Consider the following 19220-nt stretch of genomic DNA (forward strand, 5'->3'; position numbering starts at 1 on the left):
CACCCCGCCCGGCGCGCGCTGATTCACGGAAAGAGTGGCTATTCCGCCCCGGATAGCCACTCTTTCCGTGAAAGAGGGCCCGGGGCGAGGGTCAGGGGGTGGTGTTGCGGAGGCGGGCGATCAGGCGCATGCCGTGGTAGATCGCCAGGGCGGCGGCGGTGCCCAGCGCGATGCCGTTGAAGGAGAGGTCACCGGCGGTCAGCGTGTAGTTGGCGGCGCCGACGATCACCGCGACCGCGGCGGTGAACAGGTTGACCGGGTCGTGGAAGTCGACCCGGTTCTCGATCCAGATGCGGGCGCCGAGCACCGCGATCAGGCCGTACAACGCGGTGGTGGCGCCGCCGAGCACGCCGGCCGGCACGGTGAGGATCAGCGCGCCGAACTTCGGGCAGAGCCCGAGCAGGATCGCCGTGCCGCCGGCCACCCAGTACGCGGCGGTGGAGTAGACGCGGGTCGCGGCCATCACGCCGATGTTCTCCGCGTACGTGGTGGTGCCGGAACCGCCGCCGGCGCCGGCCAGCACGGTGGCGACGCCGTCGCCGAGGAACGCGCGGCCCATCTGCCGGTCGAGGTTGCGGCCGGTCATCGCCGCGACCGCCTTGACGTGCCCGGCGTTCTCCGCGATCAGCACCAGGATGACCGGGATGACCAGCACCACGGCGCGCAGGCTGAAGCTGGGCGTGTGGAACTCCGGCAGCCCCACCCAGGCGGCCTGCCGCAGCCCGGTGACCGCCTGCTGGTCGAGCTGGCCGGTCAGCGCCGCGACCAGCCAACCGACCACCAAGCCGAGCAGGATCGACAGTCGGGCCAGGAAACCGCGGAACAGCACGGTGGCGACCAGGATCGCCAGCAGCGTGACCACGGCGATCAGCGGTTGCGCCTTGACGCCGGTGCCGGCGCCGGCACCGTCCCAGGCGACCGGCGCGAGGTTGAGCCCGATCAGCGCGACGATCGCGCCGGTGACCACCGGCGGCATCAGGGCGTCGATCCACCGGGCGCCGGCCACGTGCACCACGACGCCGACCAGCGCCAGCGCGGCGCCCGCGACCACGATGCCGCCCAGGGCCGCGCCGATGCCGCCGTCGGTCTTGGCGGCGATCACCGGGGCGATGAACGCGAACGACGAACCGAGGTACGACGGCAGCCGGTTACCGGTGATCAGCAGGAACAGCAGCGTGCCCAGGCCGGAGAAGAACAGCGTGGTGGCCGGCGGGAAGCCGGTGATCAGCGGCACGGTGAAGGTGGCGCCGAACATGGCGACCACGTGCTGCACGCCCACCCCGACGGTGCGCGGCCAGGAGAGCCGTTCGTCGGGACGGACCACGTCGCCGGGGCGTACCGACCGGCCGTCGCCGTGAAGGCTCCACGGGGAGCGGCGGATCGTGGGGAGCTGGGTCATCGCCTCGCCCTTTGTCTCGGGTGACGGGGGCGGGATCGACCCTGGGAGTTGTTTCTAGCACGGGGCCGGGTCAGGCCACCCCGGCGGGGCGGAACTGGACGCTGACCCGGGGCCCGACCGGGCGGGTGGTCTTCGGCACGGCGTGTTCCCAGGTGCGTTGGCAGGAGCCGCCCATCACCACCAGGTCGCCGTGGCCGAGTGGGAAGCGCACGCCGGGGCCGCCCCCGCCGCGCGGGCGCAGCAGCAGCGGGCGGGGCGAGCCGAACGAGACGATCGCCACCATGGTGTCGGTGTGCGCGGAGCGGCCCTTGGTGTCGCCGTGCCAGGCGACGCTGTCCCGGCCGTCGCGGTAGAGGCACAGGCCGGCGGTGACGAACGGTTCCCCCAGCTCGGGTGCGTAGTGCCGGGTGAGCGCGTCGCGGGCGGCGGTGAGCACCGGGTGGGGCAGCGGTCGGCCGCCGGCGTACCAGCAGAGCAGGCGCGGCACGTCGACCTCGGTGTCGTACATGGTGCGACGCTCGGCCCGCCACGGCACGTCGTGCCGGAGCGTGTCGAGCACCGCGTCGGAGCCCCGCACCCAGCCGGGCAGGTGGTCGACCCAGGCGCCCCGGCTCAGCTCGTGCCGGATCCGCCCCGCGAGCGGACCGAGGGTCGGCCCGTGCTCGGCCAGGTCGAGCATCGAGGGCTGGTACGCGACGTCGGACACGCAGGCGATCGTACCCCGACGGTCGAACAGGCGTACGACGGATCAGCGTCGCAGCATCCGGCGGACCGGGTCCGGGACGGCCTGCTTGATCCGCTCGCGCAGTCCCTGCGCGCGCAGCGTGCGCACGGTGTCGGCGAGCCGGCGGTTCTCGTCGTGGAGCCGCTGGATGCGGGTCAGCAGCTCGGTCGGCGGCGCGGCTGCGGCCGGGCGGACCGCCGGCGGGAACTCGGTCTCCGCGACGCGCCTGTCGAACGCCGCGGCGCTGTCGCCGTCGGCGAACGAGGTGCCGAGGTCGTGCTTGGCCAGGAACGCGGTGATGGTGTCGAAGCGGGCCTGGTGGCCCTCGGTCAGCGCGGTGTAGTCGGCCTCGGCGTAGAGGTCGGCGGCGTCGACGTCGGCCGGCACGTCCCGCATGATCCGGTGCGGGATGCCGAAGTAGCGGGCCAGCTCCAGGGTGCGCGAGTCGTGCGCGAACAGGTAGCCGGGCGTGCCGGCGATCAGCGCCGTGATGGTGCCGTGGATGCGGGTGCCGAAGTTGAAGTCGAAGCCGGACAGGTGGGCCATCCAGGTCCACGGGTCGACGAACATCCGCACCTTGTCCTCGACGAAGAGCGGGTGCGAGGTGTGCAGTGGCATCTCGCTGTGCTTGCCCCGGTGCTCGGGCGCGTCGCCGTAGAGCAGCGTGCCGAGCGTGCGCAGGTCCTGCGGCACGTAGCACAGGTTCGGGTAGCGCTCCCGGTGGCGGCGGACGACCGGCGCCATCGACGAGACGTACGGGGAGATGGTCAGCGCGATCCGGTCGTCGGTGGTCAGCTCCGGCCGGGTCTTCTCCAGCGTGAACGTGTCCCCGTGCAGGAACATCGACGGGCAGCCGATCTGCTCCACCGCGGAGAAACCGAGCGTACGCAGGTAGCTCTCGGTGATCTCGCCGCGCACCCCGATGCTGTGCGACCGGTCGAGCACCGCCCGGCAGAACGCGCTCACCGGCTCGTCGATCTGGCGGAGGTACTCCCGGTCGCCGTCGACGTTCGTCTGCACGCCCACACCGAGGACCACCACCGGGATCTTCAGCCGCTCGATCAGCCGGGTCATCGGTTCGAGGCGGTTGATGAAGCTGCGCCGGAACGCGTTGGCCAGCGGAATGACGAAGGCGTCGTACCGTTCGTTGATCTCGTCGGCGTCGCGCGGGTCGGCGAGCTTCCGGGTCGACGTGACCTCCGCCGTGGAGGTGGCCAGCAGCTTGTGCGCGGCGTGGCTGAAGACCAGGTTGCCGGTGTTGTCGCTGATCCAGTTGCCGGCGAAGGTCTCCTCGGGCGTCAGGACGTCGAACGGGCCCTTGCGGGCGCGGAGGAGGATCCGCTGGTGCATCCGGTTGCTCACCTTCCGTACGGGCCCGGCGGGCCCGATGGGGCCCCGCCGCGCGGGAACGGAAATCCTATCCGCCGCCCGCCGGGACCGGCCCGGACGTCGCCGCGCCGGAACGCGCCCCGGCCACCCGGTAAGGTGCCCGGGATGACCAGCGCCCCGACCACCACCCGTGCCCCGCGTCTGCCGTCGCTGACCGGGCTGCGGTGGATCGGGGCCCTGCTGGTCTTCGGCTTCCACGCGGGCACCATGCGGATCATCGCGGAGCCGCAGTGGCAGGCGGTGATGGGCAAGGTCTTCAGCCTCGGCCTCTCCGGCGTCGAGTTCTTCTTCATCCTCAGTGGCTTCGTGCTCGTCTGGTCGTACCGGGACGGCGAGTCGGGGTGGACGTTCCTGCGCCGCCGGGCGGCCAAGATCTACCCGAACCACGTGGTGACGTTCCTGGCGGCGCTGGCCGTGGCGGCCTGGTTCGCCGACCCGGTGCTGCCGTGGGCCGCGATCGGGAACCTGTTCCTGGTCCAGGCGTGGATCCCGCTCAACGGCTACTTCTACAGCATCAACAACGTGAGCTGGTCGCTCTCCTGCGAGCTGGCCTTCTACCTGTGCCTGCCGCTGGTGGTGCCGTGGCTGCGCCGGGCGCGTACCGGTGTGCTCCGGGCCGTGCTGGTCGCCGCGCCGCTGCTCATCCTGGCGCTCTGGCCGGGCCAGCACCTGGTGCCCGAGGAGCAGCGGTGGTGGTTCACGCAGATCTTCCCGGTCACCCGCTCGTTCGAGTTCTGGATGGGGGCGGCGGCCGCCGAGCTGATGCGCCGCCACCGCTGGCGTGGCCCCGGGCTGACCACGGCCAGCCTGGCCTTCGTCGCCACCTGGGTGGTCGCCGCGCTGTGGATCCGGGCCGAGTTCTGGGCGGCGCTGCTCGCCGTCGCGTACCTGCTGGTCATCACCGCTGCGGCGGACGCCGACGTGCGGGGCCGGCGGACCCCGTGGCGGTCCCGGCCGATGCTCTGGCTCGGTGAGGTCTCGTTCGCGTTCTACCTGGTCCACGTGCTGGTCATGGTGACCGTGCTGCGGCTCACCGGGGACTGGGGGACCGGGCTGCCCGGGTGGCGGGGCCCGCTCGCGGTGCTCGGCTTCCTGCTGCTCACCCTGGCGCTCGCCGCCGTGCTGCACCGCTGGGTGGAGGAGCCGATGATGCGCCGCCTCGGCCCGTCGCGCCGGGCCTGTGGCGGCCCGGCCGCCGCCGCGCCGGGACCGGGTGTGCCCGCGCCGCGCGCGGCCGTCGACGACACCGGCGCGGTGTCCGCCGGGGAGCCGGACCCGTCGATCGAGTACGCCGGGCGGCGCCGGCCGGACTGAGCGGTCCACCCTGGTCAACGGCGTCGCGACACGCCGGGCGACGATGCGCCGTGCCCGGATCGGCGGTAATTTGTTCCCGTGGCTCCGATCGCGCTCACCTGTCCCGTGTGGTGGGTGGCGCGCTGGTTCGCACGGATGCTGGCCAGTCTCGCCGTGGTCGTGGCCTGTTCGCTGGGCGCCGCCACGCTGCCGACCGGCGTGTCCCCGATCGCACCCGCGGCGGCCGGCCCGGTCGCCGGGTTGCGGGCCGACGCCGACGCCGACGCCGAACGGCTGGGCTACGCCGACGCCGAACGGCCGAACGGCAGTGTCACCGATCGGCAGGGCGACGCCGCCGCCGATCGGCAGGGCGTCCCCGTCGTCGATCGGCAGCGGAGCCGCGTCGGCGTTCCCGAGCCGCAGCCGGCGGGCGATGTCCCGCCACCGACCGGACGGCACCCGTTCCCGGTCGGCCAGCCGCCGGCTCCGGCCGGTCCGCGGGCCCCGCCCGCCCGCTGACCCGCCACGGGCCCGGCCCGTGACCGCGCCCACCGAACCTCACCCCGTACCGCCCCTCGGCGGCCCGGCGGCGCCCGAACTCCGGCCGCGCCCCGCCCCCGACCGGCCGTGCGGAGTTACCCGCCACTTGTCTCCCGTGAGGTGCCGACCATGTCGCAGACCGTTCTCCTCAATTTCCTCACCGCCGTCCCCGAGGCCGCCGCCATCTGGTCGGCGCTGACCGTGCTCGCCCTCGTCCTGCTCGCCGTACTGGTCGCCCGACCGGAACGCGACGGCGCGGGTGAGCCGGTACCCGACCCGGTCGACGCGGAGGCGCTCCACCGCGCCGACCTGGCCCGCTACGCCGACGAGGTGGCGGTGGCCGCCGCCGGGGCCACGCAGACCGCCCGCCGCCGGCGCGAGCAGTGGCTGGCCGCCCAGAGCGAGGCCGACCGGGCCTGGACCGCCTACGACGAGGCGGACGCCGCCGCCCGCCGCCTGGCCGGTGCCGGCGCGCTGCCCGCCCCGCACACCCCCCGCACCCCCGCCGAGTACGCGGCGCGCGAACGCTGGCTGCACCACGCCGCCATGACGGCGCACTGGCGGGGGGAGCTGACCGCCCGCCAGCTCGCCGACGTGCTGGCCCACCGCAACGGGTGGGACCCGCGCCGGCACCCGGCCGAACAGGAGATCGCGCTGGCCCGGACCGTCCGCGACGGGCGGCGGGCCGGCTGGGAGACGGCCGCCGAGCGGGAACGCCTGGCGTGGCGGGACGCCGAACTGGCCGCCGAGGCGGCCCGGACGCTCGCCGCCGAGTCGTACGCGGCCATCACGGCGCTGCGGCCGGCGCCCGCGTCCCGCGTCTCGACGGCGAGCCGCGTCCCGGTCCCGTCGGCGGTGCGCGGGGCCCGGTGGCGTCCGGCCCGTGTCGGCTGAGCGGCCCCCGGGAAGCACGTCGACCGAATCGTTACCCGAAACCGGTGAGGCCGGTCACCGGTGTCGTCCGCCGGCGGCTGGCCGGATCGATGGCCCCTGCCGCGCCCGCTGCCCGATTCTCCGCCGGCCGGATGTCCGCTTCCTGCCGCACGGCGCCGACATGGCCGCTCGTCCCATTGAGGGAGGTCGGTGACCGGCTGTTCCGAATCCGTAGTCGTCGAGGACGTTTAGGCAGGTGAGAGCGCTTGGCAGGGCGTGTACCCGCCGGTAGTGTCGGCGCGTCCGGTGCGGTTCCCGATCGCAGATGGCGACGCCGCGCCGACCCGCCTAATCGTGCACACGAACCGGGGACCCAACGCAACACCGGGGTGAATCCGCGAGCCCACGGCCGCGGTAGGGCGTACTTCCCGCCCGAATCCGTCAGCTAACCCGGTCGGCGGCCACGGAAGGAGTTCCATTCCCGTGCCCACCACCCCCCGAACGTCTCCCCGCCTCCACGGCCCCGGGGTGCCGGCGCTCGCCTGACGCGACGCGCTTCCGACCCCGTCCCGCCCGGTATCCGGGCGACTTCCCGCGGCCGTCCCGCCCGCCAGCGCGTGTGAGTTCCTCCACGCGCGGGGTCGACGCGTGCCGCCCACACCGTGGAGGAAACCCGTGAAGTACCACCTGAAGCGCCACCTGCGTCGTCTCGCGACCGAACGTCCGTACCAGATCGTCGCCGGTTCGGCGGCGGCCCTCGTGCTGGCCGGCGGCACCGGCGCCGCGCTGACCGCCACCGACGACACGCCGACCCGGCAGGAGAACACCGCCGCGGTGGCGGAACTCGGCTCCCGCCTCGGCGACACCGCCAGCCGCAGCGAGGCGCGCATCGCCGTCCCGTCGCCGAGCGCGTCACCGAGCGCGTCGCCGAGCGCCTCGCCGAGCGCCTCGCCCCGCCGCTCGCCCAGCGCCTCGCCCACGGCCTCGCCGTCGGCGAAGGTCGCCGACCCGGACACCACCCGCAAGGCCACGCCGAAGCCGCCGTCGAGCAAGGTGCTCGACTACGACTACCAGGCGCAGACCACCTACTACTACTGCGGCCCGGCCGCGGTGCGGAACGCGCTCAGTGCCACCGGCATCGAGCGCAGCCAGGACACGCTCGCCGTCGCGCTCGGTACCACCGAGATGGGCACCAACTCGGCCGAGGACACCACCCGGGTGCTCAACCAGCAGGTCAAGGGCGACCCGTACCGGACCCGCATGATCCCCGGCACGGCCACCAAGGCGCAGATCGACCGGCTCCAGGCCGACGTGGTCAACGCGGTCCGCAACGGCCGGGCGGTGGTCTCGAACGTCGTCGGGGACGCCACCGACACCAACGGCGGCTGGCACTCGTTCCCGGGCGGCCACTACATCGCCGTGGTCGGCTACCAGAACGACGGCCGGACCGTACGGATCGCCGACTCGGCCGACCCGTCGCTGCCGGCGTACTGGATCAGCACCATCGACCTGGCGAACTGGATGGCCACGCGCGGCTACTCCGCCTGACCGTACGCACGCGAAGGCCGGCACCCCGGGCAGGGGTGCCGGCCTTCGTGCTGTCTCAGCTGTTCCAGTGCTTGTTGACGAGGTCGGTGGCCTGCTTCTCCCACTGGGCGTACGCGTCCGGGTAGGCCGACACCTGCACGGTCTGGGCGGCCTTGGTCAGCGGCATGTCCTGCCAGCCGTCGACCTGCTTCAGACCCTTCAGGAACGCCAGCGTCGAGTACTCCGGGTCGGTGATCTGCTCCGGCGTGCCCCAACCACTCGACGGGCGCTGCTGGAACAGGCCCAGCGAGTCGTGGTCATTCTTGTCGCCGAGGTGGCCCAGGTTCTCCAGCTTCGACTCCTGCAACGCCGTCGCGATCGAGACCACCGCGGCCCGCTCCGGCAGGCCGGCCTTCTTCGTCGCCGCGATGATCGCCTTGACGTTGGCCGTCTGCTCGTCGTTCAGGTTGATCGTGGACTGCTCACCCTGCACGCTCGCCACCGCGACCGGCTTCGCCGTGGCGGCGTGCGCGGACTCGACGTGACCGGCGATCGGACCGGCGAACACACCACCGGTGAACGCCAGACCAGCAATACCCAGCACGCTCTTACGCAGCATCGTGTTCATGGGGGGCTCCATTCGGGGGTCAACGCACCGGGGGAGGTGCGGGCACCGTCAGGCGCACAAAAAGTTCGGGGGGATCCGGCTGCTCGCGGGGCGGGGGGCCTCGACGCGGCGCCGGACGTGTGTGTAACGACCGGGGACCCACCGTCATTCCCGGGCGGGGCCGGGGGTGCTTGCCTTCCTCGGCCGTGCACCGGGATACAACGCCGCCACCCCGTCGACGATTCCGCCGCGAGCGTGCCGCCCACCACCGCCGAACCGGACAACCCCACCCACCCGACCCATCCGCGCCGAACACCGGCCATCCTCTGCACTCCCAGAACACCCACCACGTGTCACCACCGTCCCACCCGCCCCGGAGTGGAACACCAGATGTCTCCAGGGCCGTCGCGGCGTGAATAGCTGGTGCTACTACGCCGCGCGTAGTACGTTGGACGATATAACGGATGGCGGAGGAGCTGTGGGCGAGGAAATGGGCCGGTGGGCCGAACCGGGACTGTTGGTGCTGACGAGCCTCGCGGGGGGCCCGAAGCACGGCTATGCGATCACCACGGATATCACCGAACAGGCGGGCGTGACGCTGGGCCCGGGAACGTTGTACGCAGCCCTGCAACGGCTGGAGGAGCGCGGATTGATCGAAGGGTTGCCGGCTGAGGGGCGGCGCCGGCCGTACCGGCTGACCGCGGCCGGGGCGGCCGAGCTGACCGGCCAGGCGCAGCGGATGCGACGGCTCGCCGCCCTCAGCCTGGAGCGTCTGCGGTTGAGGCCGGCATGAGCGGCGACCTCCGCCTGGTGCGGGCGCTGGTCGGCTGCTATCCGCCGACGTGGCGGCACCGATACGGCGAGGAGTACGCCCAGTTGCTCTGTGACATGCAGGTCCATCGCCGGCCCCGACTCGTGGTCGACTCGCTGCTCGGGGCCGTCCGAGCTCACGGAGGAGCGCTGATGTCCGGAGATTCGCCGCTCGCCTTGCCCGTCTGGTCGGCCGCGTTGTTCACGGCGGCCGGGATCGGCTTCGCGAAGCTCACCGAGGATTTCTCGCGCATCGCCGCAACTGCCCGCATCACGATGGTGATCGCCTCGGCGATGGCGCTGCTGGCGTTGGCCACCGCGGCGGCGCCGGTTGCCGCCGTTCTGGTCCGTGGTCGCGCGGGTGGCGCGTGGAGATGTCTCGTGGTCCCGCTCGCGGCGGTTGCGCTCTGGTACGCCGTGATACGGATCGTGGGGCACGCGGTGCCCACGGGTCCGAACATCGCCGCGTTCGCGGTGATCGCGGTCGCCGGGCTCGGCGTCCTGGCCGCAACGGCGTGGGCGGCGACGCGGATCTCGCGGCAGGTGCCGGTCGCCGGATCGGATCGGCTGCGTACGGTGGCCGTGACCGCGATGGCGGTGGGGATGGCGGGTGCCACCATCTCCGCGCTGGTCTGGGGTCTTCGCGTACGGACGGTCGACGCTGCCGTCTTCGACGGCGGTCAGGGTCTCGTGGCCACACCCTTCATACCCAGCTGGATCGCGGTTCTGAGTGTCCTGTGCGCCGCGACCGTGCTCAGCGGGATCGCCGCGCGGCGTCTCCTGACCGACGCCTGATCCAGGGCGGCCTTCCCGCACCCCCACCGATGTTCTCGACCTTCCGGCGTTCCGCCGGGAAAGGGCGATGCCGCATGTCCGTACCACAGGTGACGATCCAGGCCGAGGGCCTGACCAAGCGCTACCGCCGCCATCGGGCGGTCGACCGGCTCAGCTTCCAGGTCGGCGAGGGCGAGATCTGCGCGCTGCTCGGCCCGAACGGCGCCGGCAAGACTTCCACGATGCGGATGCTCATCGGGCTGTCCACCCCCGATTCCGGCACCGCGCGCATCGCCGGCACGCCCGTGCGGCTGGGCGCACCCGTGCTGCGGCGGGTCGGCGTACTCATCGATGGTCCGGCGTTCGTGCCCCACCTGAGCGGCACCGCCAACCTCAGGCTGTTGTGGTCGGTCGGGGGAGGAGCGTGGCCGCCGCCGGCTCTCGACGAGGCGTTGGACCTGGCCGGCCTCGGTGTAGCGGTGGGGCGCCGCGTGAAGGGCTACTCGATGGGCATGCGGCAGCGACTCATGCTCGCCGCCGCGCTGATGCGCCGCCCCGACGTGTTGGTGCTCGACGAGCCGGCCAACGGCCTCGACCCGGCCGAGGTCCGCGCCCTGCGTCACCATCTGACAGACCGTTGCGCGACCGGGGCGACCGTGCTGGTCTCCAGCCACCAGCTCGCCGAGGTGCAGCAACTCGCCACCCACGCGGTGGTGCTGAACCACGGCCGTCTCGCGGCCGCAGGACCGCTCGACGAGCTGGTCGGCCCGCACGCCTCGCTCGAGGACGCCTACCTGGCCATGACGGACGGACACCACGATGCTGCGCTTTGAGCTCACCACCCAGCTCGTCCGGGTACGTACGCTGATCGCGCTGGCCTGCCTCGCCGGCGTGCCGGTCGCCGCGGCCGTTCCGTTCGCCGGTCAGCCCGGGCAGCGCAACGGCGACGAGAGCGGCCTGTTCGGCGCCTCGCCCTACTCCGCGGCCAATCACGCGATGGCGAGTCTGGAGTTCCTGGCGCCGCTGCTGCTCCCGATCGTCGTCGCGCTGCTGGCCTGCGCGATCGCCTCGGCCGACCGGGACTGGGGCGTGCGACGCTATCTCTACGTCGCGCCGGTCACCCGCGAGCGGCTGCTGGCCGCCAAGCTCGCTGCCACGGCACTTGCCACCCTGATCGCCGTTGCCGTCGTCATGGTCGCGGGTCTTGGGGCGGGTACCGTCCTGTTCGGCTGGCACAGGTTCCACCTCATCGGCGCGGCCCCGCTGACAACCGCGGAGGCGACCGGTCGTGTGGTGACCGCCACCGGCTATGCGCTGCTGTGCATGCTCGCCATGGCCGCCTTCGCCTTCACCCTGGGCCTGTTGTTGCCACGCGGAGCCGAAGCACTGGCCGTCGCCGTCGGCTTCGTGGTGATCGCGAGTATCATCAACGGCCAGCACGCCCTGCACGCCGTCGCAGCCGTCCTGCCGGTGCACTACTGGCAGAACTGGGTCGGCCTGTTCGATCCGGCCGGCGCCCACGATCTGGCCCTCGGCGCAGCGGTCCAACTGGCCACCGTCGTCCTCTGCGTCGCGGCCGGCTGGCTCGTTCTGCGGCACCGCGACCCGGCCGCCTGAAACCCGACCCGTGCCCACCAGCTTCCGGCTCGAGAGCCAGGGAAGGAAACGACAGGTGCTCACCGCCCTGAAATCGGCCGCCTACCGACTCTATGCTCGGCGTCTGGCGCACCACCTGTCCGAATCGACCCTGCCGCGGCACATCGCCATGGTCATGGACGGCAACCGGCGCTGGGCCCGCCAGAACGGCTTCCACGACGCCCGGATCGGCCACCGCTACGGCGCCGAACACCTTCACGAGGTCCTCGCCTGGTGCCTCGAACTGGGCATCCGGCACGTCACGGTCTTCCTGGCGTCTGTCGACAACCTGCGTAAACGTGACGCCGAGGAGGTCGGCAACCTCCTGCTCATGATCGAGGAGGTGATCACCCACCGTCTGACCCGACCGGGCAGCGTCTGGCAGGTCAAGACCGCCGGCCGGCTCGATGTCCTGCCGGACTCCACCCGCCACGCGCTGAAGACGGCCGAGGAGGCCACCCGTGACAAGGACGCCGCGTGCCACCTCACCATCGCGATCGGCTACGACGGGCGTGAAGAGATCGTCAACGCCCTGCGATCCCTGCTCGACACCGCATGGCAGGCCGGGCAGACCCTCGACGACGTCGCCCAACGGCTGACCGCCGACCAGATCGCCGCCCACCTCTACACCAGCGGCCAACCCGACCCCGACCTGGTCATCCGCACCAGTGGCGAGCATCGCATGTCCGGTTTTCTGCTCTGGCAGGCCGCCTACTCGGAACTCTACTTCTGCGACGTCCACTGGCCCGGCTTCCGCAAGGTCGACTTCTTGCGTGCTCTGCGTTCCTACGCCGCCCGCGAGCGCCGCTTCGGCACCTGAGACGCGACGGCCGGACGTGCGACGCCAGCGCCGTCCGGGGTGGGGCACGTGTAGTCGACCAGGCGACAACACGTGCCCCCCAGCTGCCGCCTGCCCGGTCCCGACCGCCGGCACCGGCCTCGCGCAGGGTGTTCGTGCGGTGGCAGACTGCGGCGTATGGGCGATGCGACGGCGACCCGCCACCTGGTGCTCCTGCACGGCATGGGTGCCACCGACGAGGTGTGGTTGCCCTGGGCGCCGCTGCTGGAGCGTCGCTGGCAGGGGCGTTGGCTCGCCCCCGACCTGGCCGGTCACGGCTGGTCACCGCCGTTGCCGGGGTCCGGGTACTCGTTCGCGGCCCTGGCGCGGCGCGTGGCGGACGGGCTCGACGCGCTCCGGCTCGGCCCGCACGACCGGCTGGTGCTGCTCGGGCACTCGCTCGGTGGCGTGGTGGCGCTGTCGCTCGCCGCGCGGCAGCGGGGCCTGCCGGTCGACGCGGTGGTCGGGCTGGGCATCAAGGTGGTCTGGTCACCGGCCGAGCTGGCCAAGGCGGACGAGTTGGCGGCCCGGCCGGTGACCTGGTTCGCCACCCGGGACGAGGCGGCCCGCCGCTACCTGCGGGTCTCCGGGCTCGCCGGCCTGTTCGCCCCCGACCACCCGGTGGTCGACGCGGGGCTGCGGCGGGAGGACGCCCGCGGGCACCGGAGCCACCCCGGCGGCGACGAGCGGGGCGGTGGGCGGTGGCGGCTGGCCATGGACCCGGCCGCGTTCGCGGTGGGTGAGCCCGACATGCCCGCCCTGCTGGCCGCCGCCGACGCGCCGGTGCTGCTGGCGCGCGGCGAGACGGATCCGATGGTGACGGACGCGCAGCTCACGGCGTTCGGCGTGCCGGTGGCCACCCTGCCCGGGTTGGGCCACCACGCCCACGTCGAGGACCCGGCGGCAGTGCTCGCCCTGCTCGACCCCTACCTCTAGGCCGGACGCGGCGCCGGGACGGCCCAGTCCGGTTCCAGCTCGCGGCGGGCGGCGGAGAGGAACGCCTCCGCGTAACCGTCGGCGGGGAAGTCGCCCAGGTAGCGGGTCCGGGCCGTCCAGCGCTCGGCGGCCTTCGGGTCGGTGTCGAGCAGCGCGGTGAGCACGTCGTCCACGTTGGACATGTCGCGCCGCAGCACGTAGCCGGAGGCCGCGAGCGGGAACCGCTCGACGAAGTGCGCGCCGTCGGCACCGGTGTCGGTGACCGCGTACGGCTTGCCGGAGTAGAGCCAGTCGGAGATGACCCCGGAGACGTCGGAGACCAGCGCGTCGGCGCGGTTGACGCACTCGGTGAGCGTCAGCTCCCGGGCCGCCGCCGCGCCCCACAGGTGCGGCCGGCCGGTCTTCGCCCTGTCGGCGGCGAGCAGTTCGGTGAGCCGGGCGAGCTGTCGCGCCGAGGCCGGGTTCCGGTCGGTGTACGGGTGGGCGCGCAGGATCACCGCCGCGCCCCGGTCGATCAGTCGCCGGATCAGCGTCTCGGCCACCGGCAGCGAACAGTAGTTGGCGTCGGCGTGGTGCCCGGTCCAGGTCGGGGTGTAGAGCACGGTCGGGTGCGTCGACGTCCGCCCCGGCTCCCGGCGTACCTCGATGGCCTCGACCTGGGGGCGGCCGACCACGACGAACTTCTCGGCGGGGATCTCCACGCCGGCACGGGCGTACCTGTCGATCGCGGCCTGGCCGGCCACGAAGATCCTGTCGAAGATCGCCGAGACCGGGTTGGCGCTGGGCGCCTTGTCGCTGTCGCCGTGGTGCAACTGCACGTGGGTGAGCTGGTGGAACCGGATCACGTGGGCGTTCTTCGCGCCGTGGTTGACGTAGAACGCCGCCCGCAGGCTGGGCACCAGCGCCTCGTCGAGCGCCTTCAGGGTGGGGCAGAGGACCACCGGCGCGCGGGTGGCGGCGGCCACGGTGGACAGGAACTCCGGCTCGCGCACCACCACCAGGAACGGCCGGCCGATCCGCTCCAGGTAGGGCAGCCACATGGTGACCTGGTACTCCGACCCGGGCGGGGCGGAGAAGTGCAGCACGAACTCCGGCTGCTGCCGACGCAGCGCCCGGCCGACCGGACCGCCCCCGGCCGGCGGCCGAAACCGGCGCCGGGCGAGGTCGAACGCGATCGCGGCACAACCGGCGCCGACCAGCAGCGTGGCGGCCAGCGGCAGCCAGGCCGGCAGCGGCCACGCGGCGGCGAGCGCCACCAGGGCGAGGAGCACCAGCAGGGCGTCGCCGAGCCGGGCGGCGACCAGCGGCGTCCAGGAGCGGACCGGCAGGTTCGCCGCCCGGATCTCCAGCGCGCCGGCCTGCCGCAGCGGGCCGACCAGCAGCACCAGGCCGAGCAGGACCAGCGCGGTGGCGGCCAGCGCCGGATCGAACCCGTCGTCGGCGCGGCGGGCGTAGCCGACCAGGATCCCGGCGGCCACCAGCACCGTCTCGACGAGCCCGTCGGCGCTGGGCCGGACCCGGCGCTCCCAGGCGGCGGCGGCCAGCGCGGCGACCGCCAGCGCCAGGCCGGCGCCGGTGGCGCCGGTGAGCGCCACGACGAGGAACGCCAACACCGCCAGCCCGCTGGTCAGTACCCGCGCGAGCAGCTTCCGGACCAGGTCACCACGCATCCGACTCGTCCCGTCGTTCAGGCGTCGACGCCGGCGACGGACCGCTGCGCGTCAGGCTGGGCGGGCACCGCGGCCACCGGCTCGCCGGGGGCCCGGCGGACGTCGACCACCTGACCGGTCAGTTCGGAGATCAGCACGTCCAGGGAGGCCTGGGCGACCGCCTCGGAGGCGAGCAGCGTGTGCTCCGGCTCCTCGCCGAACGCCTTGGTCCGCATCGGGGTGGCGGTGCGTTCCGGGTTGACGCAGTTGACCCGTACGCCGAACTCCGCCCACTCGTCGGCGAGCGCCTGGGTGAGGTTGACCAGCGCGGCCTTGGTGGCCGAGTAGAGCGCGTACCGGGCCCGGCCCCGGGTGTAGGAGCTGGACGTGTAGAGCAGCAACTGCCCCTTGGTCTGCTGGAGGTACGGCAGCGACTGGCGGGCGATGGTGACCGGGCCGACGAAGTTGACGTGCAGGAGCCGGTCCATCGTCTCGTCGTCCATCTCGGCGAGCGCGCCCTTCTCCAGGATGCCGGCGGTGACCACCACGTGGTCGATCCGGCCGGTCGCCTCGAACGCGGTCTTCAGCGCGGCGGCCACGTCCTCGGCGCGCTCCACGTGGGTGCCGGTGCTGGACCGGCTGAACGGGAAGACCTGGGCGCCGTAGCCGCGGGCCAGCTCGGTGAGGTCGTGCCCGATGCCGTAGCTGCCGCCGAAGACCACGATGGTCCGGCCGGTCAGCTCCTCGGCGTAGCCGCGGTGGCTGAGCCGGGGCGCCTGGGCGGCGGCGAGCTGGAACAGCTTGTCGGCGAGGTGCACGTCGACCGGGTGGGTGACCTTGATGTTCTCGTCCGAGCCGTCGATCACCTTGATCGGCGTGCCGGGCAGGTAGCGCAGCACCACGCCGCAGTCGTCGGTGGCGGCGAAGTTGCTGTCGCCCTCGGCCCGCCGGTACGCCTCGCGGATGGTGCCGGAGCGGAACGCCTGCGGGGTCTGGCCGCGGCGCAGGCGGGAGCGGACCGGGATGTCGGTGATGCAGTCGTCCGCGTCGACCTGGACGATCGTGTCGGCGGACGGGATGGCCACGTCGACCGCCGAGTAGCTCCAGAGCGCGTTCACGCACTCGCGCACGATCCGCGCGCTGACCAGCGGGCGGACCGCGTCGTGGAAGAGGATGTTGACGTCGCCCTCGCCGACCGCGTCGAGCGCGATCCGGGTGGTGTCGTTGCGCGTCTCGCCGCCCTCGATCACCTTGGTGACCTTCCGGAAGCCGGCGCCGGCGACGATCCGTTCGGCGTCCGGCACGTGGCCGGTGGCCATCAGCACGATGATCTCGTCGATCTCCGGCGCGGCCTCGAAGACGGCAAGCGTGTGCTCGATGATCGGCTTGCCGGCGATCTTCAGGAGCTGCTTCGGGATGCCCAGGCCCAGGCGGGTCCCGGTGCCCCCGGCGAGGATCACGGCCACCGTACGCGTGGGGCGCCAGGGTGCCGGGCTCGCCGGCGCGGCGTCCGGTGCGGTGGTGTGGTCCTGCGTCATTGCCGTACCTCACTCTGGGTGAAGGGGATGGGTCCGGAAACCTTAACGCGTACGGCGGAGCGCACCGCCCGGACGGATCCCGGGTCGGTGCGCTCCGGCGGGTTACTTCTGGTTCTCGTAGGCGTCGCAGACCTCCTGGGTGGGGCCGTCCATCCGCAGGACGCCGCTCTCTAGCCAGATGGTCCGCTCGCAGGTGTCCCGGATCGAGCCGATCGAGTGGCTGACCAGGAACACGGTGCCGGCGCTGTCGCGCAGCTCCCGGACCCGCTGCTCGCTGCGGACCCGGAACTTGCGGTCGCCGGTGGCCAGCGCCTCGTCGATGAGCAGCACGTCGTGCTTCTTCGCCGACGAGATCGCGAAGCGCAGCCGGGCGCCCATGCCGGAGGAGTAGGTCCGCATCGGCAGCGAGGCGAAGTCGCCGCGTTCGTTGATCCCGGAGAACTCGATGATCTCCGGGGCGATGCGCTTGACCTCCTCCGGCGGCATGCCCATGGCGAGGCAGCCGAGCACCACGTTCCGCTCGCCGGAGAGGTCGTTGAGCAGCGCGGCGTTCACGCCGAGCAGGGATGGCTGGCCCTGCGTGTAGACCGCGCCCCGGGCCGGCGGGAGCAGGCCGGCGATGGCCCGCAGCAGGGTCGACTTGCCGGAGCCGTTGCTGCCGATCAGGCCGATGGCCTCACCCTCGTACGCGGTGAAACTCACGCCCTTGACGGCGTGCACCTCGCGGATGTTCGGCGCCTTGGTGCGGGAGACGATCCGCTTGAGCGCGGAGACCGGGGTGGTGCCGCCGGCCGCGCCCTTGTGGATCCGGTAGATGACGTGCACGTCGTCCACCACCACGGTGGGGACGCGGCCCGAGTCGGTCACGGTGCCGGCGTTCACCGGCAGGGTCTGCTCAGCCACGGCCGTACTCCTTCTCTCCGCGCCAGAAGTAGACGAACCCGCCGACGCCCATGACGACCGCCCAGAACACGCCGAGCGCCCAGAGCTTCGGCGGGGAGCTCACCATGTTGGGCTGGTGCGAGTCGAGCAGCGCGTAGCGGGCCAGCTCGATGAAGACCAGCGGCGGGTTCCACTCCAGGATGCTGGCCGCCCAGGAGGGCAGGTGCTCGCGCAGCAGCGCCACCGGGTAGAGCACGCCGGAGGCGTACAGCCAGGTGCGCATCACGAACGGCATGATCTGCTTGAGGTCGGCGACCTTGGAGCCGAGGCGGGCCATCACCATGCTCAGCCCGACGTTGAAGATCGTCTGGAGCAGCAGCATCGGGGGCAGCAGCAGCCAGCGGAACGTGACCGGCTCGCCGGTGAGCAGCACGATCGCGGCCAGCACCACCATCGACATGAGCAGCTGCTGGAGCTGCACCAGGGTGACCGTGATCGGCAGCGCGGCGCGCGGGAACTGCAACGCCCGGATCAGCCCCAGGTTGCCGGTGATGGCGCTGGTGCCGTTCGTGGCCGCGGTCTGGGTGAAGATGAAGATGAACACACCGGTGCACAGGTACGCGATGAAGTTGTTCACGTTCCGGTGCTGGGCCAGGATCAGCCCGAAGATCAGGAAGTAGACCGCCGCGTTGGTAAGCGGGGTCAGCACCTGCCAGAGCTGGCCGAGCTGGGTGTTGCTCAGCGAGGACGCGACCTTCGCCCGCGAGTACGCGGTCATGAAGTGCCGGTACGCCCAGAGCCGGCGGGCGTACTCGCCCAGCGGCGGTCGTTCGCCGGCGACCCGCAGTCCGTACCGCCCGGCCAGTTGGGCCCGGGTCAGTCCGGATTCGGGGTCGGCCACCGCGGTGTTGGCCATGGTCAGGCGCTCCGATCTTTTCGTGCCGATGGGGAGCAGTGCGGTGAAGACATCCAGCGTGGCCGGGCGGGGAGGAGCCGCCTCGCTGCTGCATGGAAGGTAGTCCACCGAACGTCGGGACGCAACCGTACCGTCGTTGCGCTACATTGTCCCACGTGACGACCGAGAAGAGGCGTGCCCCGGCCGGCGCGGCGGTGCTGCGCGGCGAGATCACCAGCGCCATCCGCACCGCCGTGATGCAGGAGTTGGCCGAGGTCGGCTACGGTCGCCTCTCGATCGAGGCGGTGGCCCGCCGGGCCGGCGTGAGCAAGACCGCGATCTACCGACGGTGGCGTTCCAAGCTCGACCTGGTGCTGGACATGGTCTCCGCGGTGGCCGGGCGGAACATCCCGCTGCTGGACACCGGGAGCCTCCTGGGCGACCTGGAGATCCTGCTGCACGTGATGGCGCGTGCGTTGCGTCACCGACTGGCCGCGCAGATCATCCCGGACCTGCTGGCCGAGGCCGCGCGCAACCCCCAGATCGCCGAGAAGCTCCAGACCGCGCTGGACGACTACCAGCAGGCCGTCGGCCGGATCCTGATCGGCCGGGCGGTGGAGCGCGGCGAGCTGTCCCCGGACACCGACCGGCGGGCCGCGGTCGACCTGATCGTCGGGCCGGTCTACTGGCGGATGGCCATCTCCCGGGCCCCGCTGGAGGCGGCCGAGGTGCCCCGGATGGCCGCCGCGATCGTCGCGGCGCTGCGGGTAGCATGCTTGGGGCCTGCCCGCGACGAGGTGGAAGTGTGAGTCACTCGTCGATCATGAACAGCGCGGAACATCCGGTCGGACACTGAGCGCGAACGCAGCGTTTTCCGTCCAGACCGCTACCATCCCCCCGAACGTCCCCCA

At 72.5% G+C, this 19220-nt stretch carries 19 protein-coding genes and 1 riboswitch; of the genes, 11 read left to right on the top strand and 8 right to left on the bottom strand.

Annotated features, from left to right (window positions below):
• Positions 1-91 precede the first annotated feature (91 nt).
• The 3 genes from C8054_RS10915 to C8054_RS10925 form a co-directional block, all read right to left on the bottom strand.
• Positions 92-1399, bottom strand: a complete 1308-nt coding sequence (locus C8054_RS10915; protein WP_107156643.1) for a uracil-xanthine permease family protein — start codon at positions 1397-1399, stop codon at positions 92-94.
• 70 nt (positions 1400-1469) lie between these two features.
• Complete coding sequence (locus C8054_RS10920) at positions 1470-2105, bottom strand: alpha-ketoglutarate-dependent dioxygenase AlkB (RefSeq protein WP_107156644.1); 636 nt, start codon at positions 2103-2105, stop codon at positions 1470-1472.
• A gap of 42 nt (positions 2106-2147) precedes the next feature.
• The gene (locus tag C8054_RS10925; RefSeq protein WP_107156712.1) at positions 2148-3473 is read right to left on the bottom strand and encodes a polysaccharide pyruvyl transferase family protein; all 1326 of its coding nucleotides are present in this window, start codon (positions 3471-3473) and stop codon (positions 2148-2150) included.
• A gap of 144 nt (positions 3474-3617) precedes the next feature.
• Between C8054_RS10925 and C8054_RS10930 the strand changes: the two genes are divergently transcribed.
• The 4 genes from C8054_RS10930 to C8054_RS10945 all read left to right on the top strand — a co-directional run bounded on the left by C8054_RS10930 (position 3618) and on the right by C8054_RS10945 (position 7766).
• Complete coding sequence (locus C8054_RS10930; RefSeq protein WP_107156645.1) at positions 3618-4826, top strand: acyltransferase; 1209 nt, start codon at positions 3618-3620, stop codon at positions 4824-4826.
• Between the two features lie 78 nt (positions 4827-4904).
• The gene (locus tag C8054_RS10935; RefSeq protein ID WP_107156646.1) at positions 4905-5324 is read left to right on the top strand and encodes a hypothetical protein; all 420 of its coding nucleotides are present in this window, start codon (positions 4905-4907) and stop codon (positions 5322-5324) included.
• Positions 5325-5474: 150 nt separating this feature from the next.
• Complete coding sequence (locus tag C8054_RS10940; RefSeq protein WP_107156647.1) at positions 5475-6239, top strand: hypothetical protein; 765 nt, start codon at positions 5475-5477, stop codon at positions 6237-6239.
• A 314-nt stretch (positions 6240-6553) separates the two neighbouring features.
• Positions 6554-6693: riboswitch (cyclic di-AMP (ydaO/yuaA leader) on the top strand.
• Between the two features lie 200 nt (positions 6694-6893).
• Positions 6894-7766 carry a C39 family peptidase gene (locus tag C8054_RS10945; protein ID WP_107156648.1) on the top strand — a complete coding sequence of 291 codons (873 nt, stop codon included), beginning with the start codon at positions 6894-6896 and terminating at the stop codon, positions 7764-7766.
• 55 nt (positions 7767-7821) lie between these two features.
• On the opposite strand, the gene C8054_RS10950 is transcribed toward C8054_RS10945, so the two are convergent.
• Positions 7822-8373 (bottom strand): hypothetical protein, encoded by a 552-nt coding sequence (locus tag C8054_RS10950; protein WP_107156649.1) that lies wholly within the window; start codon positions 8371-8373, stop codon positions 7822-7824.
• 469 nt (positions 8374-8842) lie between these two features.
• On the opposite strand from C8054_RS10950, the gene C8054_RS10955 reads away from it, so the two are divergent.
• From C8054_RS10955 to C8054_RS10980, 6 genes are all read left to right on the top strand, one after another.
• Positions 8843-9145, top strand: a complete 303-nt coding sequence (locus C8054_RS10955) for a PadR family transcriptional regulator (protein WP_107156713.1) — start codon at positions 8843-8845, stop codon at positions 9143-9145.
• Between the two features lie 170 nt (positions 9146-9315).
• Entirely contained in the window at positions 9316-9957 is a 642-nt protein-coding gene (locus C8054_RS32005; protein WP_158273838.1) for a hypothetical protein, read from the top strand.
• A 74-nt stretch (positions 9958-10031) separates the two neighbouring features.
• Complete coding sequence (locus C8054_RS32010; RefSeq protein ID WP_158273839.1) at positions 10032-10769, top strand: ABC transporter ATP-binding protein; 738 nt, start codon at positions 10032-10034, stop codon at positions 10767-10769.
• Positions 10756-11553, top strand: coding sequence for an ABC transporter permease subunit (locus tag C8054_RS10970; protein ID WP_107156652.1), 798 nt, complete (start codon positions 10756-10758; stop codon positions 11551-11553). Before C8054_RS32010 ends, C8054_RS10970 begins: the two co-directional genes overlap by 14 nt.
• 55 nt (positions 11554-11608) lie before the next feature.
• Entirely contained in the window at positions 11609-12391 is a 783-nt protein-coding gene (uppS, locus tag C8054_RS10975) for a polyprenyl diphosphate synthase (protein WP_233219578.1), read from the top strand.
• 156 nt (positions 12392-12547) lie between these two features.
• Positions 12548-13345 carry an alpha/beta fold hydrolase gene (locus C8054_RS10980; RefSeq protein WP_107156653.1) on the top strand — a complete coding sequence of 266 codons (798 nt, stop codon included), beginning with the start codon at positions 12548-12550 and terminating at the stop codon, positions 13343-13345.
• Here the strand turns inward: C8054_RS10980 and C8054_RS10985 are convergent.
• The 4 genes from C8054_RS10985 to C8054_RS11000 form a co-directional block, all read right to left on the bottom strand.
• Positions 13342-15015 (bottom strand): CDP-glycerol glycerophosphotransferase family protein, encoded by a 1674-nt coding sequence (locus tag C8054_RS10985; RefSeq protein ID WP_107156654.1) that lies wholly within the window; start codon positions 15013-15015, stop codon positions 13342-13344. The genes C8054_RS10980 and C8054_RS10985 overlap by 4 nt on opposite strands.
• Before the next feature lie 17 nt (positions 15016-15032).
• On the bottom strand, positions 15033-16532 hold the full coding sequence (locus C8054_RS10990; RefSeq protein ID WP_107156655.1) for a bifunctional cytidylyltransferase/SDR family oxidoreductase: 1500 nt from the start codon (positions 16530-16532) through the stop codon (positions 15033-15035).
• A 102-nt stretch (positions 16533-16634) separates the two neighbouring features.
• Positions 16635-17435, bottom strand: a complete 801-nt coding sequence (locus C8054_RS10995) for an ABC transporter ATP-binding protein (RefSeq protein ID WP_107156656.1) — start codon at positions 17433-17435, stop codon at positions 16635-16637.
• Positions 17428-18330 carry an ABC transporter permease gene (locus C8054_RS11000; RefSeq protein ID WP_107156657.1) on the bottom strand — a complete coding sequence of 301 codons (903 nt, stop codon included), beginning with the start codon at positions 18328-18330 and terminating at the stop codon, positions 17428-17430. The genes C8054_RS10995 and C8054_RS11000 overlap by 8 nt, the downstream gene beginning before the upstream one ends.
• Positions 18331-18485: 155 nt before the next feature.
• Between C8054_RS11000 and C8054_RS11005 the strand changes: the two genes are divergently transcribed.
• Positions 18486-19118: a TetR/AcrR family transcriptional regulator gene (locus tag C8054_RS11005; protein ID WP_107156658.1), complete on the top strand. Its 633-nt coding sequence runs from the start codon at positions 18486-18488 to the stop codon at positions 19116-19118.
• Positions 19119-19220 lie beyond the last annotated feature (102 nt).

The sequence above is a fragment of the Micromonospora sp. RP3T genome, from assembly GCF_003027925.1.
Classification (GTDB): domain Bacteria; phylum Actinomycetota; class Actinomycetes; order Mycobacteriales; family Micromonosporaceae; genus Micromonospora.

Coding starts and splice junctions, on each gene's coding strand:
- C8054_RS32005 (WP_158273838.1), top strand. CDS start 9,316: ATGTCCGGAGATTCGCCGCTCGCCTTGCCCGTCTGGTCGGCCGCGTTG.
- C8054_RS10970 (WP_107156652.1), top strand. CDS start 10,756: ATGCTGCGCTTTGAGCTCACCACCCAGCTCGTCCGGGTACGTACGCTG.
- C8054_RS10950 (WP_107156649.1), bottom strand. CDS start 8,373: ATGAACACGATGCTGCGTAAGAGCGTGCTGGGTATTGCTGGTCTGGCG.
- C8054_RS10925 (WP_107156712.1), bottom strand. CDS start 3,473: ATGCACCAGCGGATCCTCCTCCGCGCCCGCAAGGGCCCGTTCGACGTC.
- C8054_RS10980 (WP_107156653.1), top strand. CDS start 12,548: ATGGGCGATGCGACGGCGACCCGCCACCTGGTGCTCCTGCACGGCATG.
- C8054_RS32010 (WP_158273839.1), top strand. CDS start 10,032: ATGTCCGTACCACAGGTGACGATCCAGGCCGAGGGCCTGACCAAGCGC.
- C8054_RS11000 (WP_107156657.1), bottom strand. CDS start 18,330: ATGGCCAACACCGCGGTGGCCGACCCCGAATCCGGACTGACCCGGGCC.
- C8054_RS10985 (WP_107156654.1), bottom strand. CDS start 15,015: ATGCGTGGTGACCTGGTCCGGAAGCTGCTCGCGCGGGTACTGACCAGC.
- C8054_RS10990 (WP_107156655.1), bottom strand. CDS start 16,532: ATGACGCAGGACCACACCACCGCACCGGACGCCGCGCCGGCGAGCCCG.
- C8054_RS10940 (WP_107156647.1), top strand. CDS start 5,475: ATGTCGCAGACCGTTCTCCTCAATTTCCTCACCGCCGTCCCCGAGGCC.
- C8054_RS10930 (WP_107156645.1), top strand. CDS start 3,618: ATGACCAGCGCCCCGACCACCACCCGTGCCCCGCGTCTGCCGTCGCTG.
- C8054_RS10915 (WP_107156643.1), bottom strand. CDS start 1,399: ATGACCCAGCTCCCCACGATCCGCCGCTCCCCGTGGAGCCTTCACGGC.
- C8054_RS10955 (WP_107156713.1), top strand. CDS start 8,843: ATGGGCCGGTGGGCCGAACCGGGACTGTTGGTGCTGACGAGCCTCGCG.